Source organism: Enterobacter asburiae (genome assembly GCF_024599655.1).
GTDB lineage: Bacteria > Pseudomonadota > Gammaproteobacteria > Enterobacterales > Enterobacteriaceae > Enterobacter > Enterobacter asburiae_D.
Genome location: NZ_CP102247.1, coordinates 2,624,903 through 2,639,118 on the forward strand (window position 1 = coordinate 2,624,903; position 14,216 = coordinate 2,639,118).

Annotated in this window: 13 protein-coding genes; 4 read left to right on the forward strand and 9 right to left on the reverse strand. The window is 59.6% G+C overall.

Annotated elements, in window-relative coordinates; all coding sequences use genetic code 11:
* Position 1: 1 nt before the first annotated feature.
* From paaG to paaA, 7 genes are read right to left on the reverse strand one after another with little or no spacing between them, the layout of a single operon-like run.
* The gene (gene paaG, locus NQ230_RS12355; RefSeq protein ID WP_121423606.1) at positions 2–790 is read right to left on the reverse strand and encodes a 2-(1,2-epoxy-1,2-dihydrophenyl)acetyl-CoA isomerase PaaG; all 789 of its coding nucleotides are present in this window, start codon (positions 788–790) and stop codon (positions 2–4) included.
* Positions 790–1,557 (reverse strand): 2,3-dehydroadipyl-CoA hydratase PaaF, encoded by a 768-nt coding sequence (gene paaF, locus NQ230_RS12360; protein WP_257257860.1) that lies wholly within the window; start codon positions 1,555–1,557, stop codon positions 790–792. Before paaF ends, paaG begins: the two co-directional genes overlap by 1 nt.
* Positions 1,554–2,624: a 1,2-phenylacetyl-CoA epoxidase subunit PaaE gene (paaE, locus tag NQ230_RS12365; protein WP_121423604.1), complete on the reverse strand. Its 1,071-nt coding sequence runs from the start codon at positions 2,622–2,624 to the stop codon at positions 1,554–1,556. The genes paaF and paaE overlap by 4 nt, the downstream gene beginning before the upstream one ends.
* Positions 2,625–2,631: 7 nt before the next feature.
* Positions 2,632–3,129 carry a 1,2-phenylacetyl-CoA epoxidase subunit PaaD gene (gene paaD, locus NQ230_RS12370; protein ID WP_257257861.1) on the reverse strand — a complete coding sequence of 166 codons (498 nt, stop codon included), beginning with the start codon at positions 3,127–3,129 and terminating at the stop codon, positions 2,632–2,634.
* A gap of 11 nt (positions 3,130–3,140) precedes the next feature.
* On the reverse strand, positions 3,141–3,887 hold the full coding sequence (gene paaC / locus NQ230_RS12375) for a 1,2-phenylacetyl-CoA epoxidase subunit PaaC (protein WP_257257862.1): 747 nt from the start codon (positions 3,885–3,887) through the stop codon (positions 3,141–3,143).
* An 8-nt stretch (positions 3,888–3,895) separates the two neighbouring features.
* Complete coding sequence (gene paaB, locus NQ230_RS12380) at positions 3,896–4,183, reverse strand: 1,2-phenylacetyl-CoA epoxidase subunit PaaB (protein ID WP_003857353.1); 288 nt, start codon at positions 4,181–4,183, stop codon at positions 3,896–3,898.
* Between the two features lie 12 nt (positions 4,184–4,195).
* Positions 4,196–5,125 (reverse strand): 1,2-phenylacetyl-CoA epoxidase subunit PaaA, encoded by a 930-nt coding sequence (gene paaA / locus NQ230_RS12385; protein ID WP_257257863.1) that lies wholly within the window; start codon positions 5,123–5,125, stop codon positions 4,196–4,198.
* Positions 5,126–5,409: 284 nt separating this feature from the next.
* On the opposite strand from paaA, the gene paaZ reads away from it, so the two are divergent.
* The 3 genes from paaZ to NQ230_RS12400 all read left to right on the forward strand — a co-directional run bounded on the left by paaZ (position 5,410) and on the right by NQ230_RS12400 (position 11,161).
* Entirely contained in the window at positions 5,410–7,449 is a 2,040-nt protein-coding gene (paaZ, locus tag NQ230_RS12390; protein ID WP_257257864.1) for a phenylacetic acid degradation bifunctional protein PaaZ, read from the forward strand.
* Positions 7,450–7,654: 205 nt separating this feature from the next.
* On the forward strand, positions 7,655–9,931 hold the full coding sequence (gene tynA, locus NQ230_RS12395; RefSeq protein WP_257257865.1) for a primary-amine oxidase: 2,277 nt from the start codon (positions 7,655–7,657) through the stop codon (positions 9,929–9,931).
* Between the two features lie 123 nt (positions 9,932–10,054).
* On the forward strand, positions 10,055–11,161 hold the full coding sequence (locus NQ230_RS12400; RefSeq protein ID WP_257257866.1) for a GGDEF domain-containing protein: 1,107 nt from the start codon (positions 10,055–10,057) through the stop codon (positions 11,159–11,161).
* An 86-nt stretch (positions 11,162–11,247) separates the two neighbouring features.
* On the opposite strand, the gene NQ230_RS12405 is transcribed toward NQ230_RS12400, so the two are convergent.
* Positions 11,248–12,747, reverse strand: coding sequence for an aldehyde dehydrogenase family protein (locus NQ230_RS12405; protein WP_257257867.1), 1,500 nt, complete (start codon positions 12,745–12,747; stop codon positions 11,248–11,250).
* A gap of 241 nt (positions 12,748–12,988) precedes the next feature.
* Here NQ230_RS12405 and feaR point away from each other — a divergent pair, with 241 nt between their 5' ends.
* Positions 12,989–13,897 carry a transcriptional regulator FeaR gene (gene feaR / locus NQ230_RS12410; RefSeq protein WP_257261340.1) on the forward strand — a complete coding sequence of 303 codons (909 nt, stop codon included), beginning with the start codon at positions 12,989–12,991 and terminating at the stop codon, positions 13,895–13,897.
* Here feaR and NQ230_RS12415 read toward each other — a convergent pair whose 3' ends face one another.
* Entirely contained in the window at positions 13,898–14,215 is a 318-nt protein-coding gene (locus NQ230_RS12415) for a YdbL family probable chaperone protein (RefSeq protein ID WP_064672419.1), read from the reverse strand. It lies immediately after the preceding gene.
* Between the last annotated feature and the right edge of the window lies 1 nt (position 14,216).

Below are 14,216 nucleotides of genomic sequence, written 5' to 3' on the forward strand. Positions count from 1 at the left end.
CTTATTTCCCCGTAAAGTTTGGCGCGCGCTTCGCCAGGAAGGCGCTGACGCCCTCGCGGTAGTCGTCGCTGCGCCCGGCCAGGCGCTGATAGTCGCGCTCCAGATCGAGCTGGGCGTCCAGGGTGTTGGTTTCCGCGGCGTTGATAGCCTGCTTGATCAGCCCCAGCCCGAAGGTCGGTTGAGACGCAAAATGCAGCGCCATCTGCTGCGCCGTAGTGGAGAGCTGTTCGTCATCCACCACCTGCCAGATCATTCCCCACGCCTGCGCCTGTTCGGCGCTGAGTTTGTCGCCGAGCAGCGCCAGCCCCATGGCGCGGGCGCGTCCGGCCACGCGCGGCAGCAGCCAGGTGCCGCCGCAGTCCGGCACCAGGCCGAGCTTGCTGAAGGCCATCACGAAGTTGGCGGAACGGGCGGCAATGACCATGTCACACCCCAGCGCCAGCGTGGCCCCTGCGCCGGCCGCCACGCCGTTAACGGCACAAATGACCGGTTTCGGCAGCTTTGCCAGGCGGCGCACCAGCGGGTTATAGAAAGTTTCAACGGACATCCCCAGATCCGGCGCCGGGCCGTTGGGATCGACGTTGCGGTCGTTCAGATCCTGACCGGCACAGAAACCACGTCCTGCCCCGGTGATCAGCAGACAGCGGATAGCGTCATCACGCTCGGCCTGTTTCAGGCACTCGGCAAGCTGCTGGTGCATCACGTCGTTAAAGCTGTTCAGACGCTCCGGACGGTTCAGCGTAATGGTCATTACGCCCTGCTCAACATGACTGAGAATAAATTCCACAATTAGCGTCCTTTAAAGTCGGGGGTGCGTTTTTGTAAGAAGGCGTCGATGCCTTCCCGGCGGTCTTCGGTGGCAGAAAGCAGCGTAAACAGCTGGCGCTCCTGGGCCAGACCGGCCTGGAGCGGCACCTCCTGTGACTGGCGCAGCGCCTGTTTCGCCGCCTGCAGCGCCAGCGGAGAGTGGCGCGCCATCAGCGCCGCCTGCTTCAGGGCATACTCCAGCGTCAGCGCTGCCGGGAAAACGTCGCTGACCAGCCCGGCGCTCAGCGCCTGCTGCGCGGAGATGCTCTCGCCCGTCAGCACCATTTTGCTGGCAAGGGATTTACCGACGCTGCGGATAAGACGCTGGGTGCCGCCCGCGCCGGGCATAATGCCCAGCGTGATTTCCGGCAAACCAAAGCGGGCGTTGTCACCGGCAATGACCACGTCGCACAGCAGCGCCAGCTCGCAGCCTGCGCCGAGCGCGAAGCCGTTCACGGCGGCGATCAGCGGTTTGCTGAACGCGTTAATGCGCGCCCACAGCTGCGGGCGGATATCGTTCAGGGTGGCAGGCAGGTCTTTCTCCGCCATTTCGTTGAGATCGGCCCCTGCGGCAAAGCAGCGCTCGCTGCCGTAAATCACGCAGACGGCAATGTCAGCATCCACGGCGGCGGCCTCAAGCTGTTCCGCAAGCTGCGTCAACAGCGCATTGTTGAGGGCGTTGCGCGCCGCCGGACGGTTGAGCGTCAGCTGCAGCACGCGGCCATGACGGGTAACAATCAGTTCGCTCATGCCATCCCCTTCGCGTCGAAGTCGACAATCACGTCGGCGGTTAACGGCAGCGACTGGCAGCTCAGCACATACCCGGCAGCCAGCTCGTCCGGCTCCAGGCTGTAGTTGGTCGCCATGTCCACCTTCCCGCGCAGCACTTTGCATTTACAGGTGGCGCACACGCCCCCCTTGCAGGCATACGGGAGATCCGCCCCCTGGCGCAGGGCGGCATCCAGGATGCTTTCGTCGTCCGCCGTCAGGGTGATTTCCCGGTCGCGCCCGTCCTGGCGCACGGTCACTTTCTGCCCTTCCGCCTGGACGTGCACGGCGCGTTTAACGGAGATCCCCGGGGTGTTAAAGCGCTCAAGATGAATCGCTTTGTCCGGCATCCCAAGCGCTTTCAGCGCGGCCTCGGCATCGTCCATCATCGCCGACGGGCCGCAGATAAACGCCTCGTCGTACTGGCGGAAGTTGATCAGGGTTTTCGCCAGCGCCTGCAGCTTTTCCCCGTCGATGCGGCCAAAGAGCAGATCGCTGTCCAGCCGCTCCTGGCTGAAGATGGAGACCAGCTGCAGCCGCTGCGGGTATTTGTCCTTCAGGTCCGCCAGCGCCTGGCGGAACATCATGCTCTGGCTGCTGCGGTTGCCGTAGATCAGGGTGAAATGGCTGTTGGGTTCGGTCGCAAGCGTTGCGGAGATAATCGCCAGCATCGGGGTGATCCCGGAGCCTGCCGCAATCGCCAGGTAGTGGCCTTCGCGGTCAGCCTGCGGCTGGTAGCCAAACTGCCCCTGGGGAACCATGACCTCAAGCGCCATGCCCGCCTTGATCTCATCCCGGGCGTAGCGGGAAAAGCGCCCGCCGTCGATGGCTTTGACCGCCACGCTGATCTCGCCCGGGGCGGTACTCCGGCAGATGGAGTAGCAGCGGCGCAGCTCGTCCCCCTCAAGCTTCGTTTTTAACGTCAGGTGCTGGCCGGGGCGGAAGCGGTAGGCGTCCTGCAGCGCCTGCGGCACCGCGAAGGTGATGGTCACCGCGTCGCGGGTTTCGGGTTCCACTTTTGCCACTGTTAATGAATGAAACGTTGTCATGGCAGCCTCAAATACATTTGAAATAGTCGAAGGGCTCGCGGCAGGTATTGCAGCGGTAGAGCGCTTTGCAGGCCGTCGAACCAAATTCACTGATGAGCGCGGTGTCGGTGCTGGCGCAGCGCGGGCAGCTCACATGCAAAGGCGCGTGCGCGTGACAGCTATGCCCCACGGGTGGACTGATGCCGTACGCCCGCAGGCGCTCGCGCGCGTCGGCGGTCATCCAGTCGGTGGTCCAGGCGGGGTCAAGCTGGAGCACAATGTGCACCGGGGTAAAGCCGTGAGCGGTCATCGCATCGCGGATCGCCCCCAGCAGGTGTTCCGTTGCCGGACAGCCCGAGTAGGTTGGCGTGAAGCCAATGACCCAGCCTTCCCCCTGCGCCTTCACGCTGCGCACCATGCCTAAATCGGTGATGGTTAATACCGGCACTTCCGGATCGGGGATCTGGCTTAACAGCGACCAGATCTGCGGGATTTGCGCGGGCGCGATGTCGCCGAGGCGTTGCATAGCGTTCTCCTTTACCACTGCTGACCGGGATAGGCGCGCTGGAGATACTGCATTTCCGCCAGCATCGGGCCCAGATGTTCGGTATGCAGCCCCCTCTTGCCACCGGTGCGGTACGCCACCTCTGCGGGCACCTGCAGGCAGGCTTCATTCAGACCGTCAAACACTTCGCTTTCCCACGGCTGGCGCAGGAGTCGCGGGTCAACCGCCACGCCGGCGTCAATCAGCGCCAGCTCGACCTCATCGGCTTCAAACAGCTCCGCCGTAAAACGCCACAGATTGTCGATAGCCTGCTGCATTTTTTGCGCGGATGTTTCGGTCCCGTCGCCCAGCCTCACCAGCCAGCCGCGGCTGAAGCGCAGGTGGTAGCGCGCCTCTTTAATCGCTTTGGCGGCGATGGCGGCAAGCTGGCCGTCGCTGCTTTGGGTCAGCCGCTCGTACAGCGCCACGTTCCAGGCATCCATCAGGTACTGGCGGGCAATGGTGTCGGCGAAGCTGCCGTTTGGCTGCTCCACCAGCAGGACATTGCGGAACTGGCGTTCGTCGCGGCCAAACGCCAGCGTGTCTTCATCGCCCTGGCCTTCCCGTTCCGCGGCATAGGTCAGGAAATTGCGCGCCTGGCCCAGCAGGTCGAGACCGATATTGGCGAGCGCGAGGTCAATTTCCAGCTCCGGCGCATGGCCGCACCAGGCGCCGAGACGCTGGGAAAGCACCAGACCGTTATCGCCCAGACGCAGGGCATAGGCAGTCACTGAATTCATTCTTTGCCTCACATATGCTCGATGCCGTCAGGGATGGTGTAGAACGTCGGATGGCGGTAAACCTTGCTTTCCGCCGGGTCGAAGAACTCACCGCTCTCTTCCGGCTGGGAGGCGACAATCTCGCTCGCCTTAACCACCCAGATAGAACACCCTTCGCTGCGGCGGGTGTAGGCATCACGCGCATTTTCCAGCGCCATGCGATCGTCGGCAGCATGCAGACTGCCCACGTGACGGTGGGATAACCCTTGTTTGCTGCGTACGAACACTTCGTACAGCGGCCAGTAGACATTGCTCATGGTTATTTCCTCTTATGCGGCCTGACGGGCGCGCTGTTTTTCCGCGTGCGCCAGTGCGGCTTCCCGCACCCACGCCCCCTCTTCCCAGGCTTTACGCTTGGCGGCCAGGCGCTCGTGGTTGCAGATGCCGCGTCCGTTAATCACCTCTTCAAACTCCTGCCAGTCGATCTCGCCGAAGCGGTAGTGACCGCTCTCTTCATCCAAACGCAGGTCGGGATCCGGCACCGTCATGCCCAGCATCTCCACCTGCGGTACCGTGTTGTCGACAAAGCGCTGGCGAAGTTCGTCATTGCCGAAGCGTTTGATTTTCCAGGCCAGACTGCGGGCGCTGTTCGGCGAGTTGTCGTCGTTCGGCCCGAACATCATCAGCGCGGGCCACCAGAAGCGGTTGATGGCGTCCTGCAGCATCTGCCGCTGGGCCTCGCTGCCCTGCGCCAGCGCCATGCAGGCCTCAAAGCCCTGACGCTGGTGGAAGCTCTCTTCTTTACAGATTTTCACCATCGCGCGGGCATACGGACCGTAGGAGGTCCGGCACAGCGCCACCTGGTTGACGATAGCGGCGCCGTCTACCAGCCAGCCGATCACGCCGATATCGGCCCAACTCAGGGTCGGATAGTTGAAGATGGAGGAGTATTTCATCTTGCCGTCGAGCATCTTCTGGTAGATGTCTTCCCGCGCGCAGCCCAGCGTTTCCGCCGCGCTGTAGAGGTAGAGCCCGTGCCCGGCTTCGTCCTGCACTTTCGCCAGCAGGATCGCTTTTCGGCGCAGCGTCGGCGCGCGGGCGATCCAGTTTCCTTCCGGCAGCATGCCGACAATTTCGGAGTGCGCATGCTGACCAATCTGACGGATCAACGTCTTACGGTAGGCGTCAGGCATCCAGTCCTGAGGCTCAATCGCCGTCTCCTGCGCTATGCGCTGCTCAAACCGTTGTTCTTGCGTCACGTCATCACCTTTATGATTCGTTAGTTTGCAAATTAAAGCGTAATGTTGAATCACTTCGTTTTTTAAAAGTTACACAAAGGTTAAATATAACCCCAAGAATTGTTTCCTGGTTTTGTGATGTTGCTCGCAAGGCTTTTACAGCACGCCCTGTACACAGCCGCTTTGCGCGCGGCAATTCATCAGACCGGATCACAATGTTAACAATTCATTAAAACTGAGCTTGATTTTTATGATTCATGATTAAACTATTAATGAGTAAATTACGTAACATTTGGAGATAAGCGATGCAGCAGTTAGCCAGCTTCTTATCCGGTACCTGGCAGTCTGGCCGGGGCCGCGAACGCACTATTCATCACGCCATTAGTGGCGAAGCGCTGTGGAGCGTGACCAGCGAAGGGCTGGACATGACGGCCGCCCGTCGCTATGCGATTGAGCGCGGTGGTGAAGCGCTTCACGAGATGTCCTTTATCGAACGTGCGGCCATGCTGAAGGCGGTGGCAAAGCACCTGCTTAGCGAGAAAGAGACGTTTTATGCCCTGTCGGCCCAGACGGGCGCGACGAAGGCGGACAGCTGGGTAGATATTGAAGGCGGCATCGGCACCCTCTTCACTTACGCCAGCCTGGGCAGCCGCGAGCTGCCGGATGACACGCTCTGGCCGGAAGACGAGTTAATCCCGCTGTCAAAAGAAGGCGGCTTTGCGGCGCGCCACGTCCTGACCTCAAAATCCGGGGTGGCGGTGCACATCAACGCCTTTAACTTCCCCTGCTGGGGGATGCTGGAAAAGCTGGCGCCGACCTGGCTTGCCGGGATGCCCGCCATCATTAAACCCGCTACCGCTACCGCGCAGGTGACGCAGGCGATGGTGAAATCCATCGTGGACAGCGGACTGGTGCCGGACGGCGCCATCAGCCTGATCTGCGGCGGCGCGGGGGATCTCCTCGACCAGCTCGACAGCCAGGACGTCGTGACCTTTACCGGCTCCGCCAGTACAGGGCAAAGCCTGCGCGTGCACCCAAATATTGTGGCGAATTCGATTCCGTTCACCATGGAAGCCGACTCCCTGAACTGCTGCGTGCTGGGGGAAGACGTTACGCCAGACCAGTCGGAATTTGCCCTGTTCATCCGAGAAGTGGTCCGTGAGATGACCGCTAAGGCCGGGCAGAAATGTACGGCCATTCGCCGGATTATCGTCCCGCAAAACCAGATTGACGCCGTGAGCCAGGCGCTGATTGCCCGGCTGGAAAAGGTGGTGGTGGGCGACCCGGCGCAGGAAGGAGTGAAGATGGGGGCGCTGGTCAACGCCGAACAGCGCGCGGACGTGCAGGAGAAGGTGGAGCAACTGATCGCCGCTGGCTGCCAGATCCGTCTGGGTGGCAAAGCGGATCTGCAGGCCGCGGGCGCATTCTTCCCGCCGACCCTGCTGTTCTGCCCGCAGCCGGATGAAACCCCGGCCGTCCACGCGACCGAAGCCTTCGGCCCGGTTGCAACGCTGATGCCGTATCGCAACGCACGCCACGCGATGCAGCTTGCCCGCGCGGGCGGCGGCAGCCTGGCGGGTACGCTGGTCACCGCAGACTTGGCCATTGCCCGCCAGTTTATTGCCGGTGCGGCGCGCGCCCACGGGCGTATTCAGATCCTTAACGAGGAATCAGCAAAAGAGTCTACCGGCCACGGCTCCCCGCTGCCTCAGCTGGTGCACGGCGGCCCGGGCCGCGCGGGCGGCGGAGAAGAGCTTGGCGGCCTGCGCGCGGTGAAGCACTACCTGCAGCGCACCGCGATTCAGGGCAGTCCGACGATGCTGGCCGCCATTGGCAAACAGTGGGTGCGTGGCGCAACGGTGCAGGAAGATCGCGTTCATCCGTTCCGCAAATACTTTGAGGAGCTACAGCCGGGCGACAGCCTGCTGACGCCGCGCCGCACCCTCACGGAAGCAGACATTGTGAACTTTGCCTGCCTGAGCGGCGACCACTTCTATGCCCATATGGACAAAATCGGCGCGGCAGAGTCGATCTTTGGCGAGCGCGTGGTGCACGGCTACTTCCTGATCTCCGCCGCCGCGGGGCTGTTTGTTGATGCGGGCGTTGGGCCAGTTATTGCCAACTACGGCATGGAAAACCTGCGCTTTATCGAGCCGGTTAAACCGGGCGATACCATACAGGTGCGTCTGACCTGCAAACGTAAAACGCTGAAGAAACAGCGTACCGCGGAGGAAAAACCGACCGGCGTGGTGGAATGGGCGGTTGAGATCTTCAACCAGCACCAGCAGGCCGTGGCGCTCTACTCCATTTTGACGCTGGTGGCGCGCCAGCAGGGCGAATTCTGACACCTTCCCTTCACCGCCTTTTCTGCCGGGTGGCGCGATGCTTACCCGGCCTACGGCGACCTGCCGGGGTGTGACGCCGCCCCGCTCTTTTTTTAACCTGGCAAGACTGACAAATAACCTGGCAGATGCAGGCAAACGCTTTTCTCATGGGCCTGTCAGGATAAGGCTGTCACAACACAATAAACACAACAAGATGAGGTCTACGATGGGAAGCAATTCTTCTTTTTCTGCCCGTAGAACGGCGCTGGCCATGGCCGTTGCGCTGTGTTGCGCCTGGCAATCCCCTGTTTTCGCCCACGGCAGCGAGGCGCATATGGTCCCGATGGACAAAACGCTGCAGGACTTTGGCGCGGACGTTCAGTGGGATGATTACGCACAGATGTTCACCATTGCGAAAGACGGTGCCTTTGTGAAGGTTAAACCGGGCGCAAAAAACGCCATCGTCAACGGTAAAACCCTCAGGCTTGAGGTGCCGGTGGTGATGAAAGGCAAGAAAGCCTTTATTTCCGATACCTTCATCAATGATGTTTTCCAGTCAGGACTCGATCAGACCTTCCAGGTTGAAAAACGCCCTCACCCGCTAAACGCGCTAACGGCGGACGAAATTAAGCAGGCCGTTGAGATTGTGAAAGCCTCGGCGGATTTTAAACCGAATACCCGCTTTACCCAGATTGCCCTTGCAGAGCCTGAGAAAGCTAAAGTGTGGGACTTTGTGCTTAACGGTACGGCCGTGGATGCCCCCCGCCAGGCGAAGATCGTCATGCTTGATGGAAAACACGTTATCGAAAGCGTGGTGGACCTGAAGGATAAAAAAATCCTGCGCTGGGAACCGGTGAAAGACGCGCACGGCATGGTGCTGCTGGATGATTTCACCGCGGTTCAGCAGATTATCAACGAGAGCACAGAGTTTGCCGAGGTGCTTAAAAAGCACGGTATCACCGACCCGAAAAAAGTGATTACCACGCCGCTGACCGTCGGCTATTTCGACGGTAAAGACGGCCTGAAGCAGGAAGATCGCCTGCTGAAGGTGGTGAGCTATCTGGATGTCGGCGACGGCAACTACTGGGCGCACCCGATTGAGAACCTGGTGGCCGTGGTCGATCTTGAACAGAAAAAGATCCAGAAGATTGAAGAAGGCGCCGTTGTTCCGGTTCCCATGACCCCGCGTCCCTATGATGGCCGCGATCGCGTTGAGACGCCGAAAAAACCGCTCAACATCACTGAGCCGGAAGGCAAGAACTACACCATCACCGGGGATATGGTGCACTGGCAGAACTGGGATTTCCACCTGAGCCTGGACTCCCGCGTCGGCCCGATGATTTCAACCGTCACCTATAACGACAACGGCAAAAAGCGCCAGATTATGTATCAGGGGTCGCTTGGCGGCATGATCGTCCCTTACGGCGATCCGGACGTGGGCTGGTACTTTAAAGCCTATCTCGACTCCGGAGACTACGGTATGGGCACCCTGACCTCACCGCTGGTGCGCGGTAAAGACGTGCCGTCCAACGCCGTGATGCTCAATGAAACCATCCCGGATTACACCGGCGCGCCGATGGAGATCCCGCGCGCGATCGCCATTTTCGAACGCTACGCGGGGCCGGAATACAAACATCAGGAGATGGGCCAGCCAAACGTCAGCACCGAGCGCCGCGAGCTGGTGGTACGCTGGGTGAGTACCGTAGGCAACTACGATTACATCTTCGACTGGGTGTTTCATGAAAATGGCACCATCGGCATTGATGCTGGCGCGACGGGTATCGAGGCGGTGAAAGGCGTTCAGGCGAAAACCATGCACGACGCCACCGCCAAAGACGACACGAAATACGGCACGCTGATCGACCATAACATCGTGGGCACCACCCACCAGCACATCTATAACTTCCGTCTCGATATGGACGTGGACGGCGTCAACAACAAGCTGGTGGCGATGGATCCAGAAGTGAAGCCGAATACCGCCGGTGGCCCGCGCACCAGTACCATGCAGGTGAATCAGTACGATATCGACACCGAACAGCAGGCGGCGCAGAAGTTCGACCCGGGCACCATTCGGCTGCTGAGCAACACCAGTAAAGAGAACCGCATGGGCAACCCGGTTTCGTATCAGATTATCCCTTACGCGGGCGGCACGCACCCGGTGGCAAGCGGTGCGAAATTTGCCCCGGACGAGTGGATCTATCATCGCCTGAGCTTTATGGACAAACAGCTTTGGGTGACGCGCTACCATCCGGATGAGCTGTACCCGGAAGGCAAATTCCCGAACCGCTCCATCCACGATACGGGGCTGGGGCAGTACAGCAAGGATAACGAGTCGCTGAACGACCAGGATGACGTGGTCTGGATGACCACCGGCACCACCCACGTCGCCCGCGCGGAGGAGTGGCCGATTATGCCGACGGAATGGGTGCATACCCTGCTTAAACCGTGGAACTTCTTCGACGAGACGCCAACGCTCGGGAAAAAGAAAGACGAACAGAAATAAATAACGCACCGGGCGCAATGCCCGGTTTATTTTTCCCTGAAATATTGAGAAATCATCGGCTCTGCTTATAGTAATTGGAATAACATCCACTTGATCTATCCCCTGGAAGGGAAAACGCGCCTTATGGAAAAAAGACACAACACCACGCCAGAGCTGGCTACGTGGCCCTCCCGCAAATCGATGGTGCTTCACGGGCTGGAAACGAACCTGTCGTGGCTGGCGTTTGTTAATTTTAGCTTTGCGCTGATGGTCCTGCTGCGCAATGTCCTTTTCGGCAACATTGATAACCTTTTACACGTCGAACCGCATCTCCGGTTTATGGTTGACGCCTCGATGCTGGGCGTGATCATTCTGTCCGCTGCGCTAACGCTGATGGCCTGGCGCCATATAGCGGGTATCAGCGTGGTTCTGTTTATTTGCAGCGTGCTCTGGTCGCTATGTTGTTACTGGTTCATCCACGACGTACACCTTCCTCATCCATGGCCGATTTTTGTCACCCTGCTGATGGCCGGGATGACGGCGCTCTATTTTCATCCTGTTGGTCTGATATCCTTTGTTCTGCCGCTCTGGCTTACCATGCCCGTTGCCAGTATGGCGCAGAATACGGGGATCAACATTCGCTTCGCTGGATTGTGGGTCGTTTTTACGCTCATTCTCATTTTCGGGCGTTTTATCTTGCTGAGCTGGTTTGAAGAGGCCTGGCGTCGCAACCAGCAGAACCAACTCTTGATTTCGCGTCTGGATGCGCTGGCGCATCAGGATCCTCTGACAAAAACGGCCAATCGCCGGGCTATGGAGCTGGTGCTGGAAAATGCGGTTGAGCAGGGAAAAACCTTTACTCTGATTATGCTGGATGTCGATTACTTCAAGCGTTACAACGATACCTACGGACATCAGGCCGGTGACGAGTGCCTGACTCGCGTGGCTGAAGTGCTTAAAACATCGGTGCGGACGCCTGACGATGTAGTGTCACGCTACGGCGGCGAGGAGTTCGTGGTGATCCTGTTTAACTGCCCGGAAAACATTGCTGAAAAGGTGGCCTTACGCATACAGGACGGCCTGCGCGCGGAGTCCATACCGCACAGCGCGTCAACCGTTAGCGACCATGTCACCGTGAGCATGGGGATTGCGAGCATGGCGGAAGGGTTAGCGGGCACCGAGATCATCGCTCGCGCCGATGCGGCGCTGTATCGGGCGAAGGAGGCCGGGCGGGATCGGTGGGCGCTGTAAATAAAAGCCGGGTGGCGCTGCGCTTACCCGGCCTACAACGACTCGCACCGTAGGCCGGGTAAGCGCAGCGCCACCCGGCTTGTTTTTTAATACCGCACGCAAACCGACTTGGTTTCACACCAGCCGTCCAGCCAGTCCGGGCCAAAGTCACGCCCGGTGCCGGACTGCTTCATGCCGCCGAAAGGCAGGTTGGCGTCGATCAGCGTATGGCTGTTCACCCAGACGGTGCCCGCCTGCAGCCTGTCGGTATACTCCAGCGCCTTGCTGATATTCTGCGTCCAGACGCTGGCCGTCAGACCATATTCGCTGTCGTTTGCCAGCTGGAGTGCCTCTTCCCCGTCGGCGACGCGCACCACGTTGACCACCGGGCCAAACACCTCTTCACGCGTCAGGCGCAGCGAGGCATCCGGGTTCACCACCAGCGTCGGCGAAACGTAATAGCCTTTGCCTTCCGGCCCCCGGTTACCGACGATCAGCTCCGCGCTGCGCGACTTCGCTTCATCAAGGAAGGTCTGCACCTTGTCACAGTGCGCGCGCGACACCAGCGGGTTGATAAACGCTTCCGGCGACATGCCCGGCCCGACGCTCAGGGATTTCACCGCCTGCTCAAACCCGCTGACCAGCGTGTCAAACAGCGGCGCTTCAATGTAGATGCGCGAGCTCGCCGCGCACACCTGCCCCTGGTTCAGGAAGCTGCCGGTCATCAGGCCTTCGATCACCCACGCCGGATCCGCGTCTTTCAGTACGATAGCCGGGTTTTTCCCACCCAGCTCCAGGGTCACCCCGGTTAGCGTATCCGCCGCCACGCGGGCGATTTGCTTGCCCGTCGCCGTTGAGCCGGTAAAGCTCACCTTTGCAATATACGGATGCGAGGTCAGCGCTGCGCCGCACACCGCGCCGCTCCCGGTTACCACGTTGAACACCCCGTCCGGAATGCCCGCTTCGCTTGCCAGTTCCGCCACCCGCAGCATGGTTAGCGGCGTGGTTTCTGACGGCTTGATGACAATAGAGCAGCCCGCGGCCAGCGCAGGCATCACTTTCCACATCCCGATCATCAGCGGGAAGTTCCAGGGCACAATCCCGGCCACCACGCCAACCGGCTCTTTACGCGTCCACGCCTGATAGCGGGCGCCCTGCGGCAGCGGGATGGAAAGGTCGAGGGTCTTACCCGAAATTTTGGTGGTCAGCCCGGCGGTATAGCGCATCCAGTTCAGGGTGCAGCTGACTTCAAACATGCGGGAAATGTTAATGGATTTGCCCTGCTCCAGCGTTTCAAGCTGGGCCAGCTCCTCGCTGTGCTGTTCGACCAGATCGGCAAAATGAAGCAGGATCCGCTCGCGCTCTGCCGGCAGTTTTCCGGCCCAGCTGCGGGCGACAAACGCGCGCCAGCCGGACATGACGGCACGGTCAACGTCATCGACGCTGGCATCGGCAGTTGAGGCAATGACCTCGCCCGTGGCCGGGTTGAAGACGTTCAGCCGTTTTTCACTGTCCGACGCGGCCTGACGCCCTTCAATCCACAGGCCATGCTGTCGGTCTAAAAATTGTTGTACGGCAGGCTGAATGGCCACCTGTGATTCAGACATAGGATACTCCTTCGTTATTCTTCGCAGGGTGTCCATCCAGTCTAAGTGGGGTTTTGCATTCTCGCTTTTGTCTCTGTGACATTCGCTTTGCCACCTGTGACAGGCTCCGCAAATCGCGATAATTGCCGCTTATATCGCTGTTACCGGTGAGTGTTCTTTCCTATAGTCAGCCTCATAGCTCTGACAAAATGCAACACAAATGCAACAATGCGAAAACGTTGACGGTGCAGTGAGAGAAACGATGGCGTGTGCAAGCGAGCAGGAACAGTATCAGCAGTGGCTGGCGCAAATTAACCAGGTTTGCGGGCGTTTTAACGCGCAGCCCACCGAGGGGAAGTTCTTCGGCGAGCTGGAGACCAGCTATGCGCGCAGCCTGAAGCTCAGCACCGTGACCGCAGGCGGCGTTAACCTGTTCCGCTCCCGTCAGGAGATTACGCAGAGTAACGATGCCTGGTTTTATACCGTGTTCCAGCTTGAAGGCAGCGCAGAAATTGAACAGGATGAGCGTCGGGCAGTACTCAGAACCGGTGATATCACGCTGATTGACGCGTCGCGTCCCTGCTCGATCAACTGGCGGGAAAAATCCCGCCAGATTTCGCTGCTGGTTCCCCGTCAGATTATTGAGCAGCAGTGTCGTTTCCAGGAGATAAGCTGCGCGACGGCCCTTTCCCGCACCTTGCCCACGGTACAGCTGAGCCACCGCCTGCTGATGGAGAGCATGAGCAATGCCGACCTGAGTGACCGGGAGAGCGAAGCGGCGCTCGAAGCGATGATCTGCCTGCTGCGCCCCGCTTTCCAGCAGCGTGAAATCATTCAGCCGCGCAAGGAACGTCAGTTCCAGCATGTGGTGGCGCTGATTGACGACCATATTCAGTCTGAATCACTGCGCCCGGAATGGATTGCCGCCGAGAGCGGTATGTCCGTGCGCAGCCTCTATCGCATGTTTGCCGAAAAGGGGCTGGTGGTGGCGCAGTACATCAAAAACCGTCGTCTGGATCTGTGTGCGCAGGTACTGCGCGCTGCCGGTGATGATGAAAAGCTGGCGGGCATTGGCTACAGCTGGGGGTTCACCGACCATAGCCATTTTTCAACGGCGTTTAAGCAGCGTTTTGGCGTCTCGCCGGGTGAATACCGCAGGCGCTACCGCTAACTACTTTTTGAGCCATTTTCCGTTAATACCCTTCACGTATTCGCCCGGCTGCGCGCGGGCAACCAGCTTTTGACCTGCCATTTTGGCCACTTCATCGACTGGCAAATTATTGCTGTCAGCCAGCTTCTGGTAGTTTTCCGTGCGTGCCGCATTGATACGATTGACCAGCGCCAGCGTTTCCGCATCCTGTTGAATCGGGGCAATATAACCGCTAAGGGTTTCCCCCACGCGCCCCTGCGCCCGGGCATCGTTTAAGGTCAGCGCAGCCGCCTGCACGTTCATCCCCAGCGCCAGTAAAATCAGAGCTAATCGTTTCATG

Excerpts from the sequence above, each read along its gene's own strand:
- paaB (WP_003857353.1), bottom strand. The coding sequence starts at position 4,183 with ATGAGCAATGTCTACTGGCCGCTGTACGAAGTGTTCGTACGCAGCAAA.
- paaF (WP_257257860.1), bottom strand. The coding sequence starts at position 1,557 with ATGAGCGAACTGATTGTTACCCGTCATGGCCGCGTGCTGCAGCTGACG.
- feaR (WP_257261340.1), top strand. The coding sequence starts at position 12,989 with ATGGCGTGTGCAAGCGAGCAGGAACAGTATCAGCAGTGGCTGGCGCAA.
- paaD (WP_257257861.1), bottom strand. The coding sequence starts at position 3,129 with ATGCAACGCCTCGGCGACATCGCGCCCGCGCAAATCCCGCAGATCTGG.
- paaZ (WP_257257864.1), top strand. The coding sequence starts at position 5,410 with ATGCAGCAGTTAGCCAGCTTCTTATCCGGTACCTGGCAGTCTGGCCGG.
- paaE (WP_121423604.1), bottom strand. The coding sequence starts at position 2,624 with ATGACAACGTTTCATTCATTAACAGTGGCAAAAGTGGAACCCGAAACC.
- tynA (WP_257257865.1), top strand. The coding sequence starts at position 7,655 with ATGGGAAGCAATTCTTCTTTTTCTGCCCGTAGAACGGCGCTGGCCATG.
- NQ230_RS12405 (WP_257257867.1), bottom strand. The coding sequence starts at position 12,747 with ATGTCTGAATCACAGGTGGCCATTCAGCCTGCCGTACAACAATTTTTA.
- paaC (WP_257257862.1), bottom strand. The coding sequence starts at position 3,887 with ATGAATTCAGTGACTGCCTATGCCCTGCGTCTGGGCGATAACGGTCTG.
- NQ230_RS12415 (WP_064672419.1), bottom strand. The coding sequence starts at position 14,215 with ATGAAACGATTAGCTCTGATTTTACTGGCGCTGGGGATGAACGTGCAG.
- NQ230_RS12400 (WP_257257866.1), top strand. The coding sequence starts at position 10,055 with ATGGAAAAAAGACACAACACCACGCCAGAGCTGGCTACGTGGCCCTCC.